The following is a 17,321-nucleotide window of genomic DNA, read 5'->3' as shown; positions in this document are numbered from 1 at the left end:
AATAGATGGGAACATTGGTAATGATTGGACAGGTTATTTTAGCACTGTCAATTTTAATTATATTACATGAATTAGGACACTTTTTGGCAGCAAGAATGTTCGGTATTAAAGTCGAGAAGTTCTATTTGTTTTTCGACGCTTGGGGAGTAAAGCTTTTTAAGTTTAATTATAAAGGTTGTGAGTATGGTATTGGTTGGTTGCCGTTAGGAGGATATGTTAAGATTGCTGGGATGATTGATGAATCCATGGATACTGTACAGTTGAAGGAAGAACCAAAACCTTGGGAATTTCGTTCTAAACCCGCTTGGCAGCGCCTTATCGTTATGTTGGGGGGTATTATAGTGAACGTTATCGTCGGTATCGTTGCCTTTTGGATGATTACTTTCAAGTACGGTGAAGCTGATTTAGATAATACGAGATTGTATGGTGTAAAACCAGGTATCATAGGAGAGAAGGTAGGTCTAAAAGAAGGTGATAAGATCGTAGGTGTTAATGGTAATAAGGCCCATTTGTTTTACAAGGATTTGATGACTTCTGATGTATTGATGGGGGATGCGACATTACAGGTTGAACGAGGGGGTAATACCTTAGATATTGTGCTGCCAGCAACAATGTTAAACGAAATCGCTGAACATAAAAGAAATGAATTTGTAACGCCTATATTTAAAATAGTTCCAATAGATTCTGTAGCCAAGGGATCACGTGCTGAGAAGATGGGACTTTTAAAAGGGGATAGTATCATTGGTATTAATGGGGTGTCTGTGGCTCGACTTGATGTTTTTCAAGAAGAAGTTGCTAAGAATAAAGGCAAAGAAATAAAACTGGATATCATCCGTGGAGTGGATTCTCTACAATTGATCGCAGCGGCTGATACCTCCTCTATATTAGGATTTATTAATTCTATGCCTGAGGTCAGACGCACCTATACTTTTGTGGAGTCTTTGCCTATTGGTGTGAACAAGGCTTTCTCTGTAATAACGGACAATATCAAGGGATTTGGCAAAATTTTTAAAGGTGAGGTACGAGCAGATAAGGCTTTGTCGGGACCTGTAGGTATTGCTAAGATGTTCGGTAGTGAAGTGGATTGGTTTCGCTTTTGGACGCTTGTAGGTACGTTGTCCATGGCTCTTGCCTTTATGAACTTATTACCGATTCCGGCATTGGACGGCGGTCATGTTATTTTCTTGTTGGTAGAGATGGTTCAAGGAAAACCGTTAAGTGATAAGTTTTTGGAGACGGCACAGATGGTCGGTTTTTTTATTCTGATAGCTTTGATGCTTTTCACATTTGGGAATGATATTCTCAAGTGGTAAGAACATAAAGGTAATTAGGAGAGGTCCGCATTATTCAATGCGGACTTTTCTATTTAAAGGTATGGTATACTAGGTCTGAAATTGGAAGTAGCACATTGCTGGGGTTGTTTATAAGAGAAGTCATTATGATCCGTGTTGTGATGTCCGAAGCGATTCCGATTTCTAAAAAATGTATATCTGACGTGGTACGGTCTTGTATGGCCGTCTTTGGAACTATTGCGATTCCCACACCATAAGCAACGAGTTCTAATATGGATGGTATGGTGTTGCATTCATGGATGATAGTTGGTGTAAAATGGAGCCTGGCACATATCTCTAAAAACTTTTGATGGTATACCGGTGCATATTCACTATTGTATGAAATAAACGAGGCTGAAGATAAATCTATATCTTTGATATTGTCTACAAGAACTGTATCCTTGCATACTGCTAATACAAATCCATCTTCGTATAAATTAACTTGCGTTAACAAGGGACGCATGATCGGAGCACGGACAATACCAATGTCCAGTTTTCCCTGCTCTAGGGCGTCCAACTGTTTATGCGAAGAAGTCTCAAATAGGTGAATTTGTAATAGGGGATAGTTTTTTTTTATCCGTTTTAGTAATTCGGATAGTTTCTTTTTAGAGATAGAACTTATGTATCCAATGTTAAAAACACTGCTTTCGGAAAGGTGAATCTGTCTAGATTGTTGTTTTGCTTTCTCCAAATTATTTAATAACTGTTCACATTCTGCTAGGTAATATTTACCAGCATCTGTCAATATTACGCGTTTGTTATTTCTTATAAACAGTTGTACCTCTAGTTCTTCTTCTAATTCTCTGATTTGCCGACTGAGTGGTGGTTGAGAAATAAATAGTCTCTTAGCAGCCCTGCCAAAGTGCAATTCTTGGGCTAGCATTCTGAAATAACGGAGATGTCTAATTTCCATGATACTAAATAGGTATTAATTGGTGATAAAAATAGTATTTTTAGGGTATTAATAGGTTATGTAGTTTTGGTTTGTATGAAAAATAAATCCACTTTGAAAGAAATTGAAAAGCGTTTCGACCAGGATGTTGAACGGTTTTCAAAATTAGAAACAGGACAACTGACAACACTCGATGCACTATTTAACATGAATTTGTTTGCGGAGGGAATATCAACTACCTATCCCGACCTGAGAAATGTACTCGATATAGGTTGTGGCGCAGGGAATTATGACATACAGTTGTTAACGCATGTGTCTCCACTGGATATTACATTGGTGGATTTGAGCAAACCTATGTTGGAAAAGGCTAAAGAGCGTATAACTGCTGTCAATAAAGGGGGAGGAATACACTGTTTAAAGGGAGATTTCAGAACGGTTGATTTAGAGCCTGGAAAATTTGACGTTATCATCGCTACTGCAGTATTACATCATCTTCGTGAGGATGATGATTGGAAAGAAGCCTTTGCTCGGCTCTATGGTCTACTACGAAAAGGAGGGAGTATTTGGATTTTTGATCTAGTAGAGCAAGCTGACCCTGCTTTGCAACGATTGATTTATCAGGATAAATATGGCGACTACCTAAAGTCTCTAAAAGATGAGGCCTATAGAGATCATGTATTTGACTATATCGAAAAAGAAGATAGCCCGAGACCGCTTATGTATCAACTAGATTTGCTTAAAGAAGTTGGCTTTACAAAAGTAGATATTTTACATAAGAATCTGTGTTTTGCGAGCTTTGTGGCATTCAAATAGGACTACAATAATAATGTTATTTTTTGTTAAGTTGCTATGCCTCATTATGTTTATAGGAGGAAATGATTTAAATTGTCTTTATATCTTCACTGGATAGCTAATTAAAATATTATGAGAAATTTATTAACACTTCTTTTTATTATTCCTTTCTTAGGTATAGGCCAGCAAAAAGGAATTCATTTCGAACACAACAGTAATTGGGAACAGATAAAAGCTAAGGCTAAAGCGGAGAATAAGCATATCTTCGTCGACTGTTTTACAACCTGGTGCGGACCTTGTATTTGGATGGCAGAAAATGTTTTTCCTCAAGAAAAAGTAGGTGCATTTTTCAATTCCAACTTTATTAATCTGAAACTTCAGATGGATCAGACAAAAAAGGATTCTGAAGAGGTCAAGTCTTGGTATGAGGAGGCAGCTCGCTTTGGCAAGGATTATAATGTCAGAGCGTATCCGACTTTTTTGGTGTTTTCTCCAGATGGAGAGCTTGTACATCGTATGGTTGGGGGAGGAGAGGCTGACGCTTTTATTTCAAGAGCAAATGAGGGGCTTCATCCGGAAACTCAGTATGTTACATTGATCAAGAAGTTTGAGGCAAATCCGAAAGATCCTGAAATAGCGAAGCGCTTAGCAACAGCTGCTCAATCAGCCTATGATCAGGCGATGGCTAGTAAAGCAATTGAGGCTTTTGTTTCATCAATAGAAGTAGATGATTTTTTAACGGCCGATAATATAGACCTGCTATTACAGGGAGCCACTTCAAGTGAAAGTACTTGCTATGATATAATAAAAAATAATATGCAACGAGTCGATGAGTTATTAATCGAAAATAACAAAACTCAAAGTAGTAATGATATCTTAGCAAGAGTATTAGCTAATGAATTGATACGACCTAAAATGGCAAGCGGAGCATCTGGTCCTGTAGATTTCGTAGCGATACAGAAGGAAATTGAAAAAGATCACCCCTATGTAAGTATGAAGAGCTCTATAGCGATGTCTAAGGTTCAGTATTATGCCCGAGAGAAGAATTGGCCAGCTTTTAAAGATGCTGTTAATGAGTTTTTAAGTATGAATGCAAGAGGTATAGCGGCTGACATGTTGAATTCATTTGCTTGGACGATTTTCGAAAACTGTGATGATGATGCTTGTATTAAGTCTGCTTTAGATTGGAGTAAAAAGTCGTTGGAAAGTGGTGAACAGGCTATGTTTATCGATACTTATGCTAATCTTTTGTATAAATCCGGCAATAAATCAAATGCTATAAAATGGCAAGAAAAAGCATTAATGTTAGCTTCGGAAGGTGAGAAGGAAAATTATCAGATTACTTTAGATAAAATGAAATCAGGTCAGCCTACGTGGAAATAATAAATGCGTTATAACAAAAAAGAGTCTCAATTTGAGACTCTTTTTTGTTATTCATGGACAACGCCCATTTTACTGAACTTGTCGATGCGTTGGCTGACAAGTATATCTGGATCTTTAACCTGCAAAATAGCTAAATCGTTTAAAATCTGTGTTTTTAAATTGTTTGCAGCTTCTTCTGGATTTTGATGTGCACCTCCAAGTGGTTCTGGGATAATGCCGTCGATCAAGCCATTGGCTAACATATCATTGCCCGTTAGCTTTAGTGCTTCAGCAGCACGCTCTTTATGGTCCCAGCTTCTCCATAAAATTGAAGAGCAGGATTCTGGTGAAATAACCGAATACCAAGTGTTTTCCATCATATATACACGGTCTCCAATGCCAATTCCCAATGCACCGCCTGAAGCACCCTCACCGATAACGATGCAGATTACAGGAACTTTAAGAACCGACATCTCTAAAAGGTTGCGAGCGATCGCCTCTCCCTGTCCACGTTCTTCTGCTTCTAGGCCAGGATATGCTCCCATTGTATCGATTAGTGTGACGACCGGTTTATTGAACTTTTCCGCCATTTTCATCAATCGAAGCGCTTTCCTGTAGCCCTCAGGATTGGCCATTCCGAAATTGCGATACTGTCTTTCTTTCGTGTTTTTACCTTTTTGGTGTCCTATTACCATGACGGACTGTCCTCCAATAGAAGCGAATCCACCAATGATAGCCTTATCATCTTTGACTGTACGGTCACCGTGTAACTCTACAAATTCGTCACAGATCAGGTCGACATAGTCAAATGTTTGAGGTCTGTCTGGGTGTCGTGACATTTGCACTTTCTGCCAGCCGGTCATATTTTTATATACTTCGACGGTAGTTTCTGCGAGCTTTTCTTCAAGCTCACGGATGGTAGCACTCATATCCACCTTCGTTTTATCCGCTACTTGACGAACTTTCTCTATTTGAGTTTGCAAATCTGCAATCGGCTTTTCAAAATCAAATGTTGTTTCCATATAAAAAACTTTCGTTTTAGGAGGGCTAAGTTACTGTATTTTTCGGGGATTTTAAAACAGTTTTGTGTTTTAAAAAGTATGCTCAATTGTTCAAAAATTAGTAGATTAGACCTCATTAGACAATTAATATAAATGGTGAAAAATAGTAATAACAATAAGATTCCGTTTACATTCATAATTAAAATCATTCTTTTGGGAATGACTATCGCCTTTTTCTTAAATACGGCCTCCAAAGATGAGATTACTTGGTGGTATCAAGGTGTACGTGGATTTTACTTTTTTCTAGTCCCTAGTATAATTGTTTCTATAATACGTTTTACTATTATCTCTTTCTACAATGTACGTCATGCGAAAAAAGCCGTAAGAGGTAATTTTGTCCTGGGTATAAATAGAGTTACAGCCATGTTGAATGCGGTGTTCGTAATTATTGGACTGATGATCGCTTTTGGGATCAAGCCTATTGAATTCTTAACTAGTCTCACTATTGTCGCTATGGCGATAGCGGTTCTTTTTCGAGATTATATTACCAATATGCTCAGTGGTCTATTCATTATGTTTTCTGAACAACTTTCAGTAGGCGATAGGATTAAAGTAGGGGATCAAAAAGGAAGGATTGTTGATATCACTTTTGCTAACATTGAATTGCAAAACGATGAAGATGATATTGTTATGATACCTAATAATTTGGTGTTTACTAATCCGATGGTTAATCTTTCTGCACATCGTTCCAATCTATTTGCTGTCAAGTTTGAATTGCCTCTGTCGATTGATGTTTCTGTCGAGAACCTAGAAGCATATATACGTGAGACTTTACTTAACCACCCCAATTTAGCACCTAATAATGAACTTGATTTAGAAGTTATAGAGATAGGAAAGGACTTTGTCCGCTATAAAATAGAATTATATGCTGTTAGTAGCAGTAACAAGCTACATAAAAACATAGAGAATGAAATTCTGAAGTATATTTTGACTTTCAAACATCGCCAAGCTAAATCTTCCTAACTTTTATACTTTCTACAAAATGATCAGATCCTTTTTGTAAGATGAGATCTGCTCTATATTTTGTAGGTAGGATGTTGTCATGTAGATTCGGTTTGTTTATTTCATTCCATATCTGAGTCGCCATTTTTCTACTTTCTAGCAGGCTCATATCCGCATATTTATGAAAGTAAGATGTAGGATTTTGAAAGGCAGTAGCTCTCAAAGACTCAAAGCGGTTGACATACCAAGATATAATGTCTTTTTCTAAAGCATCCACATAAATGGAAAAATCGAAAAAATCAGAAACGAATACTTTATTATTTTGTCCTTTTTGAGAAGTGACTTGTAATACATTAATGCCTTCTAAGATTAGGATATCAGGTTCAATGATTTGTTGTTCTTCATCTTGCAGTATATCGTACTCCAAATGTGAATACATGGGTACAGATATTCGGGGAATTCCTGATTTGATCGCGGATAGAAAATGAAGCAGCTTTTTGGTATCATAACTCTCTGGAAATCCTTTTCTATTCATTATGTTTTTTTCCAAGAGAACCTTGTTGGAAAACAAAAAACCATCCGTCGTTACGAGTTCGACTTTAGGTTTATGCGGTAATAAAGACAATACTTTTGTCAATACACGTGCTGTTGTACTTTTTCCAACAGCTACTGATCCAGCGATACCGACAATAAAGGGCAGTTTTTGCTGGTTTCTTTGAAAAAAAGAATTGCTGTCATCTCGAATTGTATCGTGATTTTTAATATGAAGTTCGATAAGGTGAGCTAAAGGAAAGTATATTTCCTCAATTTCCTTCATATTGAGAGGTTCATTGAGTGCGTGTAGCGAATGGATGTCAGTGGACTCTAGATTTAGATTAAACTGCCCATTTAAATCTTTCCACTCTTCCCTTTCAAATTCTTGGTAGGGGCTGCTTAATATAAGTTCCTCTTGTAATGATGACATTGCTGGATTGTTTATTGGCGCAAATATAATATCCCTAACTCAGATTAACTGTAAATTTATTGTAGCATATTACTTTCTATAACCACAGGGTTACTTAATATTTTTTGAACTGGGCACTTGTCACCCACTTTAAAAATTCTTTCCTTCTGTACTTCATCTAGATCACCAAACAGTTTCACGGTACATCGGATATAAGTCGTCTGTTGTTGTGTGCTCTTTACTACTTCGGAAGACAGTATTATCTCCACAGCATCTAACGGCCACTGCTTTTGATCTGCGTACATGCGCATTGTCATTGCTTTGCAGGTTCCCAAGGCAGATAAAAGAATAGAGGTGGGGTTTGGACCCAGATCTGTGCCACCAACTTCTATAGGTTCATCGGCAATGAGATTATGTTGATTGATATGTACTTCGGTTCTATATTTCTCTCTGCCTATCGTTACTTTAATTTCATCCATTATTTTGTGTCGTCATCTAGTAATCCTTCAATAATAAGAGCTCCTGTACTTGGATTTGTTGCTAATGGCACATTGTAGAGATCGCAGATACGCATGAGCATCTGAATGTCTGGCTCGTGTGGGTGTTTTCCTAACGGGTCTCGAAAAAAGATGATGCCATCTATTTTACCCTCGGCAGCGAGAGCAGCTATTTGAGCATCACCGCCTTTAGGACCGCTGAGTTTTAACTCTACCTCTAGCCCGGTTTGTTTGACATAGGTGCCTGTAGTCCCCGTAGCGATCAAATCTGCTTTTCTGAGATTTTCAATATGATCTTTAACGAAAGCGACCATTTCCGCTTTCTTCCCGTCATGGGCGATTAATGCTATTGTTTTCATATGCAAAAAAAACTTGAGTTTGTTACCTTTACTGTTTTTTATGATCCGAAGAAAATGTAGGCAACTATGATAGCGGCTACTACACCCACGAACTCTGCTATTAAAGCACAAGGCAGCGCATGTCTCGTATTCTTAATAGCTACGGATCCAAAATAAACAGCTAAAACGTAAAATGTAGTTTCTGTAGATCCTTGGATGACGCAAGCTACGCGAGAAGCAAAGTCATCTGCTCCTTTTGCTGCCATTAAGTCCACCATCAGACCTCTGGCGCCAGACCCACTCAGTGGCTTCATAAAGGCAACAGGCAAGGCTTCAACGAATGAGGTGTCAAATCCTAGTTTGGCGATTATATAGGAAATGCCATCGACAAGATAGTCCATGGTGCCTGATGCTCTAAATACAGCAATAGCTACCAAAATGGCTACGAGGTATGGAATAATATTAACGGCCACTCCAAAACCTTCTTTGGCACCTTCGATAAAGGCATCGTAAACGTTGATCTTCTTATAAAAGGCGAGTGCGATAAAAGAAACGAACAGGGAAAACAGTGTAAGATTGCCTACAACCGAGGAAATAACTTCGATTTGCTCTTGCTGTAGGGTGGAGAAATAATAGAGAAGCCCTCCAATAGCAACAGATAACGTTCCCAGATAGAAGAGTATTGTTTTATTAAATAAGTTGATCTTTTGATAGATAGATACTAAAATCAGGGCAGCGAGCGTAGAAAAGAAGGTAGCGATAAGTATTGGTAGAAATACGTCAGAAGGTTGTGCTGCTCCTGCTTCCTGCCTGTATGCCATAATAGAGATCGGAAGTAAAGTCAAACTCGATGCGTTCAGAACGATAAACATGATTTGTGCATTTGAAGCCGTATCCTTGCTCGGATTTAGCTCCTGCAATTCTTTCATCGCTTTCAGTCCCAACGGCGTGGCAGCATTGTCTAGGCCCAGTGCATTAGCAGAAAAATTCATTAGAATAGAACCTAGGGCGGGATGGTTCTTGGGTATTTCCGGGAATAACTTATTAAAGAAAGGGCCGACAATTCGAGCAAATACCGCTATCATTCCACCTTTCTCTCCGATTTTCATAATCCCTAGCGCGAAAGTCATCATTCCTATCAAACCCAATGAGATGGTGGCACCTCCAGCAGCACTATCGAATAAAGATTTTACAATGTTCTGGAATACTTCGGTATCTCCACCGATGAGTTTTATGAGGGCTACAATAAAAGTGATTAGAAAAAAAGAAACCCATACGTAATTTAGCGCCATATAATTATTGATTTTAACGTAAATGTAAGGTTTATGAAAGATTCTTCCAAGAAGGAATTCAAGCCTATGAGAAATGCTTCAATGGAGCTAAGATAATTTCTTAAGCGCAGTGTTAATTGCGCTTGCCTTCAAGAGACATTCGTTGTATTCGTCCTCGACAACGGCATTATAGGTCAGCGCGCCTCCCGTATGAAAAGAGAGGTATTGTTCGGTTTGGTTGTACAGAATCGTTCGAATCACAACATTAAAATCAAAGTCACCATCTGGACAAAAATAACCTATTGCACCGGAGTATACCCCCCTTTTTGAGGCTTCATACCTATCACACAGTTGCATAGCACTGATTTTTGGAGCGCCTGTCATTGATCCAGGAGGAAATAGATTTTTAATGACGTTAACATCCGAGAGATCTGTTTTTTTTACTCCAGTAATAGTAGAAATCAGTTGGTGAACCTGTTTAAAGGTATGGACTTCTAATTTTTTTGATGCTACAACACTTCCTGGCGCTGAAGATTGTGTCATATCATTGCGAACCAAATCTACAATCATTACGTTTTCTGCTATTTCCTTTGGATCATTTCGTAATTGATGTTTGATACGGTCGTCATCCATTTTGTCTTTTCCACGTGGAGCTGTTCCTTTGATAGGCTGAGAGATTAGTTTCTTCCCTCTTTTAGCCAAAAAACGTTCGGGTGACGCAGATAAGATAAACTTGTCGCCTAGCTTGAAGAATGTGGAAAATGGGGTAGGAGATATTATATTAAGCTGTCTATAAGTGGATGCTGGATCTATTTTGGCATGTTCCGCATAAAACTCCTGACAAAGATTTACTTCGTATATATCTCCTCGTTTTATGTGGTACATCATCTTAGAGAAGGTGTTAAAGTAAGCCTCTTTTGACATCCTTTGTCGGATTTTAATAGGTGTTTTTTCTATTTCTTGATTTTGTTCAGTTAAGCTCTGCGCTTGTATACGCTCAAAAATATGATTGGGATTATCTCCGTCAATTTCTATACTGCTTTTGAAAAATTTAATAATTGTTTTTGGTACAAAGAAGTATGCATCAGGAAATTTTAAGGGGTTAGCGAACGAGGTCTGCAATCCTTCAAGTTCGTTTTTTAGGTCATAACCGAAAAAGCCAAATACCCACTGTTGTGAATATTTGGCTCTAAAATTTTCAATATGTTCAAAGGTTTTATGACTTGTTGCATAAAACTCTTCTTGGGCATCTACAGCTAGAATACAGTCAATAGAACTGTACTCATCAACGTAACCATTAGATTGAAGATAACACAATTGTCCGAATTGCTGGGCCCATTGGAAGGCTCTAGCATCAAAAGATAACCTGTCAACTTCAAAAATGGCTTTTGCCATGTTTTATTTCAAGACAATGGTTTGTGTACGATCTGGGCCAACAGAAAGATATTTTATAGGCAATTCGAGTGCTTTTTCTAAATAAGCAATGTAGTTAGCCAAAGCTGCCGGAATTTCTTCTTTAGAACGAATACCTGTCAAGTCTTGATTCCACCCTTCTATTTCTTCGAGAATTGGCTCCGGTTTGATCGAGTTGATATCATAAGGCATGTAGTCGATTACCTCTCCGTTGTATCTGTAATGTGTACAAGCGTAGATTTTCTCAAAGGTGTCAAGTACATCCGCTTTCATCATGACAAGCTCAGTAACACCGTTCAACATGATTGCATATTTCAATGCAGGAATATCAATCCATCCTGTACGTCTTGCACGACCGGTAGTCGCTCCAAACTCATGTCCAAGTTGACGTAATTGTTCACCTACTTCATCGTCCAGTTCGGTAGGGAAAGGACCGCCACCTACACGCGTACAATAAGCTTTGAATATACCTAATACTTCTCCAATCCGATTTGGTGCTATCCCTAGACCGGTACAAGCCCCAGCTGTTGTGGTATTAGAAGATGTAACAAAGGGATAAGAGCCAAAGTCAATATCTAATAATGTGCCTTGTGCACCTTCTGCCAACACCTTTTTGCCCTCTTTTAGATATTGGTTAACCAGGTGCTCTGAATCTACGTGAGGGATTGTTTTTAAGAATTCTATCGCTGCTAGAAAGGCATCTTCCCGCTCTTTAAAATCAGGAACTTCGCCGTAATGAGCTAAGATGTTTAAATGTTTTTCTTTCAATCTTTCATAACGCTCCATAAAGTCAGGAAGCGTAGTGTCACCAACACGTAGACCATTTCTACCGGTCTTATCCATATAGGTAGGGCCGATTCCTTTTAATGTAGAACCGATTTTTCCTGCACCCATTTTGGATTCAGAAGCTGCATCCAATAACTGATGTGTAGGAAGAATTAAATGTGCTTTGCGAGCCAAAACTAATTTTCCTGTTCCTACAGGATCGAAACCAGCTGACTTTAAGTTGTCAAGCTCTCTTTTTAAAATAATTGGATCGATGACTACACCATTTCCAATTAAATTTAAAGTCTTAGGGTTAAAAATACCTGAAGGGATAGTGTTTAAAACAAATTTTTTGTTGTCAAACTCTAACGTGTGTCCGGCATTAGGGCCACCTTGGAAACGAGCGATTAAATCATATTGTGGACATAGTACATCCACGATCTTACCTTTACCCTCATCGCCCCACTGTAGGCCCAATAGCACATCAACTTGCATAACGTATTATTTTGAGATTAAAATTGAATTTTTCAAAAACTAAAATGAGCACTCTGTCTAGCACACTTAAAAACCATCGTGAATAGTAGCCTTAAAACTATTTCCCAATACGAAGGATAGTTTATCAATTGAAATTGTTAAATGATAAACAGGTGCTGTAAAAACTAAGTTCGGAAAACTGATTGTCAATTTTCCGAACAAAAATACTATTTAAAATAAAGGTTGGAGAATTAATTTGAAATTACTTTCGTCTTTCCTTTTTTCTCTTCTTTGCCTTTAGATTCTTGGCAATCTTGGCATACACCATATAAATTTAAAGAGTGGTGTTTGATGTCAAATTTAAGAAGCTCACCTATCATACTCTGTATTTGGTGGATTCGAGGATCACAAAATTCAACAACTTTATTACACTCGATACAGATTACATGGTCGTGCTGTTTATAACCATAGGACTTTTCAAATTGCGCCATATTACGGCCAAATTGGTGCTTTGTCACTAAGTCGCAAGATACCAAAAGCTCTAGAGTATTGTACACCGTGGCTCTGCTCACACGGTATTTCTTGTTCTTCATGTGGATATAAAGCGATTCCACATCAAAATGATCAGTACGAGAATAAATCTCCTCTAAGATCGCGTAACGCTCAGGAGTCTTCCTCAGACTTTTATTTTCTAAGTAAGCTTCAAATATTTTTTTTACTGTACTGTAGTTCTCAGCTTGATTCATGTTCTAATATAACGATTAAGACTTAAGCAAATTTACCAATTTCTACGCTATTTCTAGCATGTTTGAAAATTCTGATAATCAAATGATTAATTTTCAGATTCATACCTTGTTACACTTGTTATACCGCTGACTAGTTTTAGACGATTTATAAGGTTGTCCAAGTGATCAAGATTGTTGATGTGAACCATAATATCACCCTCAAAAATCCCCTGGTTACTGGAGATTGATAAAGAGCGAATGTTTACCTTGAATTCCTGTGATATAACTGTAGTCAATTTGTTTACAAGGCCTACATCATCAATCCCAATAATACGTATGCCTGTAAGGAAAGAGGTCTCAACTTGTGAGGATGACCACTGTGCTTTCAATATACGGTAACCATAGTTAGCCATAAGCTTTGACGCATTGGGGCAGGAGGTGCGGTGTATTTTGATTCCATCATTGACCGTGAGAAAACCAAAAATGTCATCACCAGGTATGGGGTTACAGCAAGGAGCTAATGTGTAATCTACCTTTTGTAAATCATCACCGATGAGGATTGTCTCATTTTCCTTTTTGTTGATTTTCTCAACAAGTCCTGAGATATGAGAAGAGAATTGATTGTTGTTGTGTTCATGTATCTTTTCGCTCGCGGCATATTCCCGAAGACTCTTTATATCAATTGATCCTTTGGCAACGTTGAAAAATAATTCCTGTGAACTTGGGAATTTGAAATAGTTTGCTATTTTATTGATATTATCCGTATTGTATGTTATTTTCAGAGACTTGAGTTTTCGTTCCAATATCTCTTTCCCCTCTTCGGCTACTCTTCTTTTTTCTTCTTTTAATGAAGAGCGAATTTTAGATTTAGCTTTAGCAGTAACAACAAAATTTAACCAGTCTTCTTTTGGAGTTTGTTTGTTTGACGTTATAATCTCGACCTGATCACCGTTTTGTAGATGATGGCTCAAGGGGACTAATTTGTGGTTTACTTTAGCTCCAATACAGGTAGCGCCAATATCAGAGTGTATTTCGAAAGCAAAGTCAAGAGCCGTAGCTCCATTGGGTAATTGTATGAGGGTACCTTTAGGTGTGAAAATGAATATCTCATCGGAGAATAGATTCATTTTGAAGTCATCGAGAAAGTCTAACGCATTTTGTTCTGGACTGCCCAAGATATCTCTTACTTTTTGTATCCACTGATCAAGTCCATTGTCAGAATTAGACTCTTTATATTTCCAATGTGCTGCAAATCCCTTTTCTGCTATCTCGTTCATACGTTTGGTACGTATCTGTACCTCTACCCATTGTCCTTTTGGTCCCATTACTGTTGTATGTAATGATTCATAGCCATTTCCCTTAGGTGTGGACACCCAGTCCCGTAGACGATCTGGGTTAGGACGGTATAAGTCGGTGATGATAGAGTATACTTTCCAACACTCGGTTTTCTCTTTTTCATATTCAGAATCGATAATAACCCGGATTGCAAATAAATCATAGACCTCCTCAAAGGGGATGGATTTTTTTCGCATTTTATTCCAGATAGAATGTATCGATTTTGGCCGGCCGTAGATTTCAGCCTTGATTCCCTGTTCGATAAGTATTTCGTTGATTGGAGCGATAAAGTTTGAAATAAACCTTTCCCGTTCAGCCTTTTTCTCATTGAGCTTTTTTGCAATGAATTTATAAGTGTCCGGATCGGTGTATTTCATAGAAAGATCTTCCAGTTCGGATTTTATTGCGTAGAGACCTAAACGGTGAGCTAGGGGAGCGTATAAATAACTTGTTTCAGAAGCAATTTTGAGCTGTTTATGCCTAGCCATAAACTCCATGGTACGCATGTTGTGAAGCCTGTCTGCCAATTTAATGAGAATAACACGGACATCATCCGCAAGAGTCAATAACATCTTGCGGAAATTTTCAGCTTGTATAGAACTATTAGGGTCAAATACTCCGGATATTTTAGTAAGTCCGTCGATTATTTTTGCAACCTTCTTCCCAAATTGAGCTTCGATATCCTCTAAGGTGAGGCTAGTATCTTCTACTACGTCATGTAATAAAGAGCACACGATAGAGGTGGTACCAAGACCAATCTCCTCCGCCGCGATTTGAGCTACCGCGATAGGGTGATATATATAAGGTTCTCCGGATTTTCTCCGCATGTCTTTGTGACTTTCCAAAGCGAGATCAAAAGCTTTTCGGATTTCTTGTTTATCGCCCTTTTGCAAAGTAGGTTTGCATGCTCGTAATAAAGCCCTATAGCGTTTTCTTATTTCTTTGTTTTCCGCCTCAATATCAATCACATAATCTGCCATAAGAACCTTTTAATTAATTTCGTAATTTCAATCAAAAATTGTAATTTTATAGTTAAGGGGTGAAAACTGAATGGTCTTATGTCCCTTTGATATAAATATACAAAAAAATAAAGATTTTTTTAGGAATCAATAGTCAAAAAAACAATGTGTAGCTGGGGATTTATAAGAATATATGTTATTCTGCTTGGATTGGGTAAATTAGCTGTCGCCCAAGAGCAGATGCCACTTTTGACTATGCCACATTATGGAGAGGGTACACCTGAAGTGATAGGGTATTATCTTACGACGAAATTAGAATCTGGAGAAATTGTTCCTTGGTTTCCTATTGAAGAGGTGGTGGTTAGAGCTCGGAGAGAATGGAAAAATGAAGAACAGAAAAATCAATATCTTAAGTTGAAAAGGAATGTATTGAGGGTATTACCTTATGCTATTTATGCCCAGAGACGTTATGAGCAGTTAGACAGGGACTTAGCTTTGGTAAATAGTAAAAGAGAGGAAAATTCCTTGATTAAGGCTTGTGAACAGGAAATAAAAGAGAAAATAAGTAATGAAGTAAAGAATTTATCCGTCTCGCAAGGAAAGATTCTTATCAAGTTGATAGAAAGACAAACAGGTAATACTAGCTATGATCTTGTCAAAGATATGAAAGGAAGTATTACTGCTTTTGTCTACCAGGGAGTGGCGCGGGTTTTCGGACATAATTTAAAAAGTACATATGATCCTTCGGAAGATTTCGAGATCGAAAATATTATTCGTGAATACGAGCGGGTAAGACCTATCAATAAACCTTATCAATAAATATATGTATGGAGAACAATATTTACAGCTTTAGAGCCCTTGAATTTTCTGGAAAAGAACGATCGTTAGAGGACTTTGCGGGTAAGGTTGTTCTTATTGTCAACACAGCAAGTGGTTGCTATTTCAGAAAGCAATTTAAAACATTGGAACAGCTTTATGCGCAGTTTAAAGATCAGGGCTTGGAAATTTTGGCTTTTCCTTCTAATGATTTCAATAATCAAGAACCTCGTACAGGCCTTAATCTTGAAACTTACTGTAAGATTAAGGAGCGTGTTACATTTCCTGTTTTCAAGAGGATACACGTCAAAGGAGATTATGTTCATCCATTGTATAAGTTTTTGTCCAGTAAAGAACTGAATGGTGTTATGGATAGTACTCCCCGATGGAATTTTCATAAATATCTAGTAAATCGAAAAGGGAACGTTGTTGATTTCTATTATACATTCACAAGCCCAATGTCTAATCGTATTCAGGCACGGATTAAGGAGCTTCTGGCGGAAGAGTGATTTTTCACAGCTTTGTCAAAAAAGTAAGTAAACTTCTGTACCTGTTAGTTACCGACTAGATAAAAATATAATTTACCTAAGTTTGAGCCTGAATAACGGAGCTATATATCCAAATGGTAGCTGTGTATTGAATTTGGAAGGCTCTTTAAGTAAAAAAGAATAATAACGGATGAAATTAGATTTATTGGTTATGACTGTACATCCTGATGATGCTGAGTTAGGAGCAGGAGGGACTATTGCTAGATATGTTGCCGAAGGAAAGCTTGTCGGTATCATTGATTTGACGAGAGGTGAATTGGGAACTCGTGGTACAGCAGATACAAGAGCAGAAGAAGCTAACGAGGCCGCACGAATACTAGGTGTGGCACTTCGAGAGAACTTAGGACTTCGAGATGGATTCTTTACTAATGAAGAGGAAAGCCAAAAAGTTATAATACGGGCCATTCGTAAGTATAGACCAGAGATTGTCATTACCAATGCGTTAGATGATAGGCATCCCGATCATGGGCGCGCAAGCAAACTTGTTAATGATGCTTTATTCTTGTCGGGGCTTAGGCGTATTGAAACGGAGGATAATAATCTAGTCCAAGAGGCTTTCAGACCACGACTACAGCTTCAATTGATTCAGGATAAGTATATTCAGCCTGATGTTATTTTGGATATCAGTTCATATTGGGATTTGAAAGAAAAATCAATATTAGCTTATAAAACCCAATTTAACGCATCGAATACCGATGACGGTCCGCAGACCTATATATCTAATCCTGACTTTATGGCTTATACGAAAGGGCGGGCTAAGGAATTTGGTCGTAATATACAGGTGGCTTATGCTGAGGGGTTTACTTCCAGGAAATTATTAGGGGTAACTGATTTGTTTAAACTTATATAGTATAATA

17 protein-coding genes are annotated in these 17,321 nt (G+C 37.9%); 7 read left to right on the top strand and 10 right to left on the bottom strand.

What is annotated here, in order from left to right:
• The first annotated feature begins 5 nt into the window (after positions 1 to 5).
• Positions 6 to 1,313 carry an RIP metalloprotease RseP gene (gene rseP / locus JKG61_RS07250; RefSeq protein WP_202102297.1) on the top strand — a complete coding sequence of 436 codons (1,308 nt, stop codon included), beginning with the start codon at positions 6 to 8 and terminating at the stop codon, positions 1,311 to 1,313.
• A gap of 49 nt (positions 1,314 to 1,362) precedes the next feature.
• Here the strand turns inward: rseP and JKG61_RS07245 are convergent, their stop codons facing one another.
• Positions 1,363 to 2,244, bottom strand: coding sequence for a LysR family transcriptional regulator (locus JKG61_RS07245; protein WP_202102296.1), 882 nt, complete (start codon positions 2,242 to 2,244; stop codon positions 1,363 to 1,365).
• A gap of 75 nt (positions 2,245 to 2,319) precedes the next feature.
• Between JKG61_RS07245 and JKG61_RS07240 the strand changes: the two genes are divergently transcribed.
• Together JKG61_RS07240 and JKG61_RS07235 are read left to right on the top strand one after the other, a co-directional pair.
• Positions 2,320 to 3,036 carry a class I SAM-dependent methyltransferase gene (locus JKG61_RS07240; protein WP_202102295.1) on the top strand — a complete coding sequence of 239 codons (717 nt, stop codon included), beginning with the start codon at positions 2,320 to 2,322 and terminating at the stop codon, positions 3,034 to 3,036.
• Positions 3,037 to 3,147: 111 nt separating this feature from the next.
• Positions 3,148 to 4,398, top strand: coding sequence for a thioredoxin fold domain-containing protein (locus JKG61_RS07235; protein WP_202102294.1), 1,251 nt, complete (start codon positions 3,148 to 3,150; stop codon positions 4,396 to 4,398).
• A 47-nt stretch (positions 4,399 to 4,445) separates the two neighbouring features.
• Here the strand turns inward: JKG61_RS07235 and JKG61_RS07230 are convergent, their stop codons facing one another.
• Positions 4,446 to 5,399, bottom strand: coding sequence for an acetyl-CoA carboxylase carboxyltransferase subunit alpha (locus tag JKG61_RS07230; protein WP_202102293.1), 954 nt, complete (start codon positions 5,397 to 5,399; stop codon positions 4,446 to 4,448).
• Positions 5,400 to 5,531: 132 nt separating this feature from the next.
• Here JKG61_RS07230 and JKG61_RS07225 point away from each other — a divergent pair, with 132 nt between their 5' ends.
• On the top strand, positions 5,532 to 6,401 hold the full coding sequence (locus tag JKG61_RS07225; RefSeq protein WP_202102292.1) for a mechanosensitive ion channel family protein: 870 nt from the start codon (positions 5,532 to 5,534) through the stop codon (positions 6,399 to 6,401).
• Here the strand turns inward: JKG61_RS07225 and coaA are convergent.
• The 8 genes from coaA to JKG61_RS07185 form a co-directional block, all read right to left on the bottom strand.
• Entirely contained in the window at positions 6,388 to 7,344 is a 957-nt protein-coding gene (gene coaA, locus JKG61_RS07220; protein ID WP_202102291.1) for a type I pantothenate kinase, read from the bottom strand. The genes JKG61_RS07225 and coaA overlap by 14 nt on opposite strands.
• Before the next feature lie 56 nt (positions 7,345 to 7,400).
• On the bottom strand, positions 7,401 to 7,802 hold the full coding sequence (locus JKG61_RS07215) for an OsmC family protein (protein WP_237249403.1): 402 nt from the start codon (positions 7,800 to 7,802) through the stop codon (positions 7,401 to 7,403).
• The gene (locus tag JKG61_RS07210; RefSeq protein WP_202102459.1) at positions 7,802 to 8,179 is read right to left on the bottom strand and encodes a methylglyoxal synthase; all 378 of its coding nucleotides are present in this window, start codon (positions 8,177 to 8,179) and stop codon (positions 7,802 to 7,804) included. The genes JKG61_RS07215 and JKG61_RS07210 overlap by 1 nt, the downstream gene beginning before the upstream one ends.
• Positions 8,180 to 8,217: 38 nt before the next feature.
• On the bottom strand, positions 8,218 to 9,450 hold the full coding sequence (locus JKG61_RS07205; protein ID WP_202102290.1) for a nucleoside recognition domain-containing protein: 1,233 nt from the start codon (positions 9,448 to 9,450) through the stop codon (positions 8,218 to 8,220).
• Positions 9,451 to 9,537: 87 nt separating this feature from the next.
• A complete protein-coding gene (locus JKG61_RS07200; RefSeq protein WP_202102289.1) occupies positions 9,538 to 10,824 on the bottom strand; it encodes an anthranilate synthase component I family protein in 1,287 nt (428 codons plus the stop codon).
• A gap of 3 nt (positions 10,825 to 10,827) precedes the next feature.
• Positions 10,828 to 12,102, bottom strand: coding sequence for an adenylosuccinate synthase (locus JKG61_RS07195; RefSeq protein WP_202102288.1), 1,275 nt, complete (start codon positions 12,100 to 12,102; stop codon positions 10,828 to 10,830).
• A gap of 230 nt (positions 12,103 to 12,332) precedes the next feature.
• Complete coding sequence (locus tag JKG61_RS07190; RefSeq protein ID WP_202102287.1) at positions 12,333 to 12,827, bottom strand: Fur family transcriptional regulator; 495 nt, start codon at positions 12,825 to 12,827, stop codon at positions 12,333 to 12,335.
• Positions 12,828 to 12,913: 86 nt separating this feature from the next.
• Complete coding sequence (locus tag JKG61_RS07185; protein ID WP_202102286.1) at positions 12,914 to 15,121, bottom strand: RelA/SpoT family protein; 2,208 nt, start codon at positions 15,119 to 15,121, stop codon at positions 12,914 to 12,916.
• Positions 15,122 to 15,265: 144 nt separating this feature from the next.
• Here JKG61_RS07185 and JKG61_RS07180 point away from each other — a divergent pair, with 144 nt between their 5' ends.
• From JKG61_RS07180 to bshB1, 3 genes are all read left to right on the top strand, one after another.
• A complete protein-coding gene (locus JKG61_RS07180; RefSeq protein WP_202102285.1) occupies positions 15,266 to 15,919 on the top strand; it encodes a DUF4294 domain-containing protein in 654 nt (217 codons plus the stop codon).
• Positions 15,920 to 15,927: 8 nt separating this feature from the next.
• Positions 15,928 to 16,425, top strand: a complete 498-nt coding sequence (locus tag JKG61_RS07175) for a glutathione peroxidase (RefSeq protein ID WP_202102284.1) — start codon at positions 15,928 to 15,930, stop codon at positions 16,423 to 16,425.
• A 169-nt stretch (positions 16,426 to 16,594) separates the two neighbouring features.
• A complete protein-coding gene (bshB1, locus tag JKG61_RS07170; protein WP_202102283.1) occupies positions 16,595 to 17,314 on the top strand; it encodes a bacillithiol biosynthesis deacetylase BshB1 in 720 nt (239 codons plus the stop codon).
• The last annotated feature ends 7 nt before the right edge of the window (positions 17,315 to 17,321 follow it).

It is taken from the genome of Sphingobacterium faecale (assembly GCF_016746095.1).
GTDB classification, from domain to species: Bacteria; Bacteroidota; Bacteroidia; order Sphingobacteriales; family Sphingobacteriaceae; genus Sphingobacterium; species Sphingobacterium faecale.
This window is presented reverse-complemented; position numbering and strand designations above follow the sequence as displayed.

Coding starts and splice junctions, on each gene's coding strand:
- rseP (WP_202102297.1), top strand. CDS start 6: ATGGGAACATTGGTAATGATTGGACAGGTTATTTTAGCACTGTCAATT.
- JKG61_RS07245 (WP_202102296.1), bottom strand. CDS start 2,244: ATGGAAATTAGACATCTCCGTTATTTCAGAATGCTAGCCCAAGAATTG.
- JKG61_RS07240 (WP_202102295.1), top strand. CDS start 2,320: ATGAAAAATAAATCCACTTTGAAAGAAATTGAAAAGCGTTTCGACCAG.
- JKG61_RS07235 (WP_202102294.1), top strand. CDS start 3,148: ATGAGAAATTTATTAACACTTCTTTTTATTATTCCTTTCTTAGGTATA.
- JKG61_RS07230 (WP_202102293.1), bottom strand. CDS start 5,399: ATGGAAACAACATTTGATTTTGAAAAGCCGATTGCAGATTTGCAAACT.
- JKG61_RS07225 (WP_202102292.1), top strand. CDS start 5,532: ATGGTGAAAAATAGTAATAACAATAAGATTCCGTTTACATTCATAATT.
- coaA (WP_202102291.1), bottom strand. CDS start 7,344: ATGTCATCATTACAAGAGGAACTTATATTAAGCAGCCCCTACCAAGAA.
- JKG61_RS07215 (WP_237249403.1), bottom strand. CDS start 7,802: ATGGATGAAATTAAAGTAACGATAGGCAGAGAGAAATATAGAACCGAA.
- JKG61_RS07210 (WP_202102459.1), bottom strand. CDS start 8,179: ATGAAAACAATAGCATTAATCGCCCATGACGGGAAGAAAGCGGAAATG.
- JKG61_RS07205 (WP_202102290.1), bottom strand. CDS start 9,450: ATGGCGCTAAATTACGTATGGGTTTCTTTTTTTCTAATCACTTTTATT.
- JKG61_RS07200 (WP_202102289.1), bottom strand. CDS start 10,824: ATGGCAAAAGCCATTTTTGAAGTTGACAGGTTATCTTTTGATGCTAGA.
- JKG61_RS07195 (WP_202102288.1), bottom strand. CDS start 12,102: ATGCAAGTTGATGTGCTATTGGGCCTACAGTGGGGCGATGAGGGTAAA.
- JKG61_RS07190 (WP_202102287.1), bottom strand. CDS start 12,827: ATGAATCAAGCTGAGAACTACAGTACAGTAAAAAAAATATTTGAAGCT.
- JKG61_RS07185 (WP_202102286.1), bottom strand. CDS start 15,121: ATGGCAGATTATGTGATTGATATTGAGGCGGAAAACAAAGAAATAAGA.
- JKG61_RS07180 (WP_202102285.1), top strand. CDS start 15,266: ATGTGTAGCTGGGGATTTATAAGAATATATGTTATTCTGCTTGGATTG.
- JKG61_RS07175 (WP_202102284.1), top strand. CDS start 15,928: ATGGAGAACAATATTTACAGCTTTAGAGCCCTTGAATTTTCTGGAAAA.
- bshB1 (WP_202102283.1), top strand. CDS start 16,595: ATGAAATTAGATTTATTGGTTATGACTGTACATCCTGATGATGCTGAG.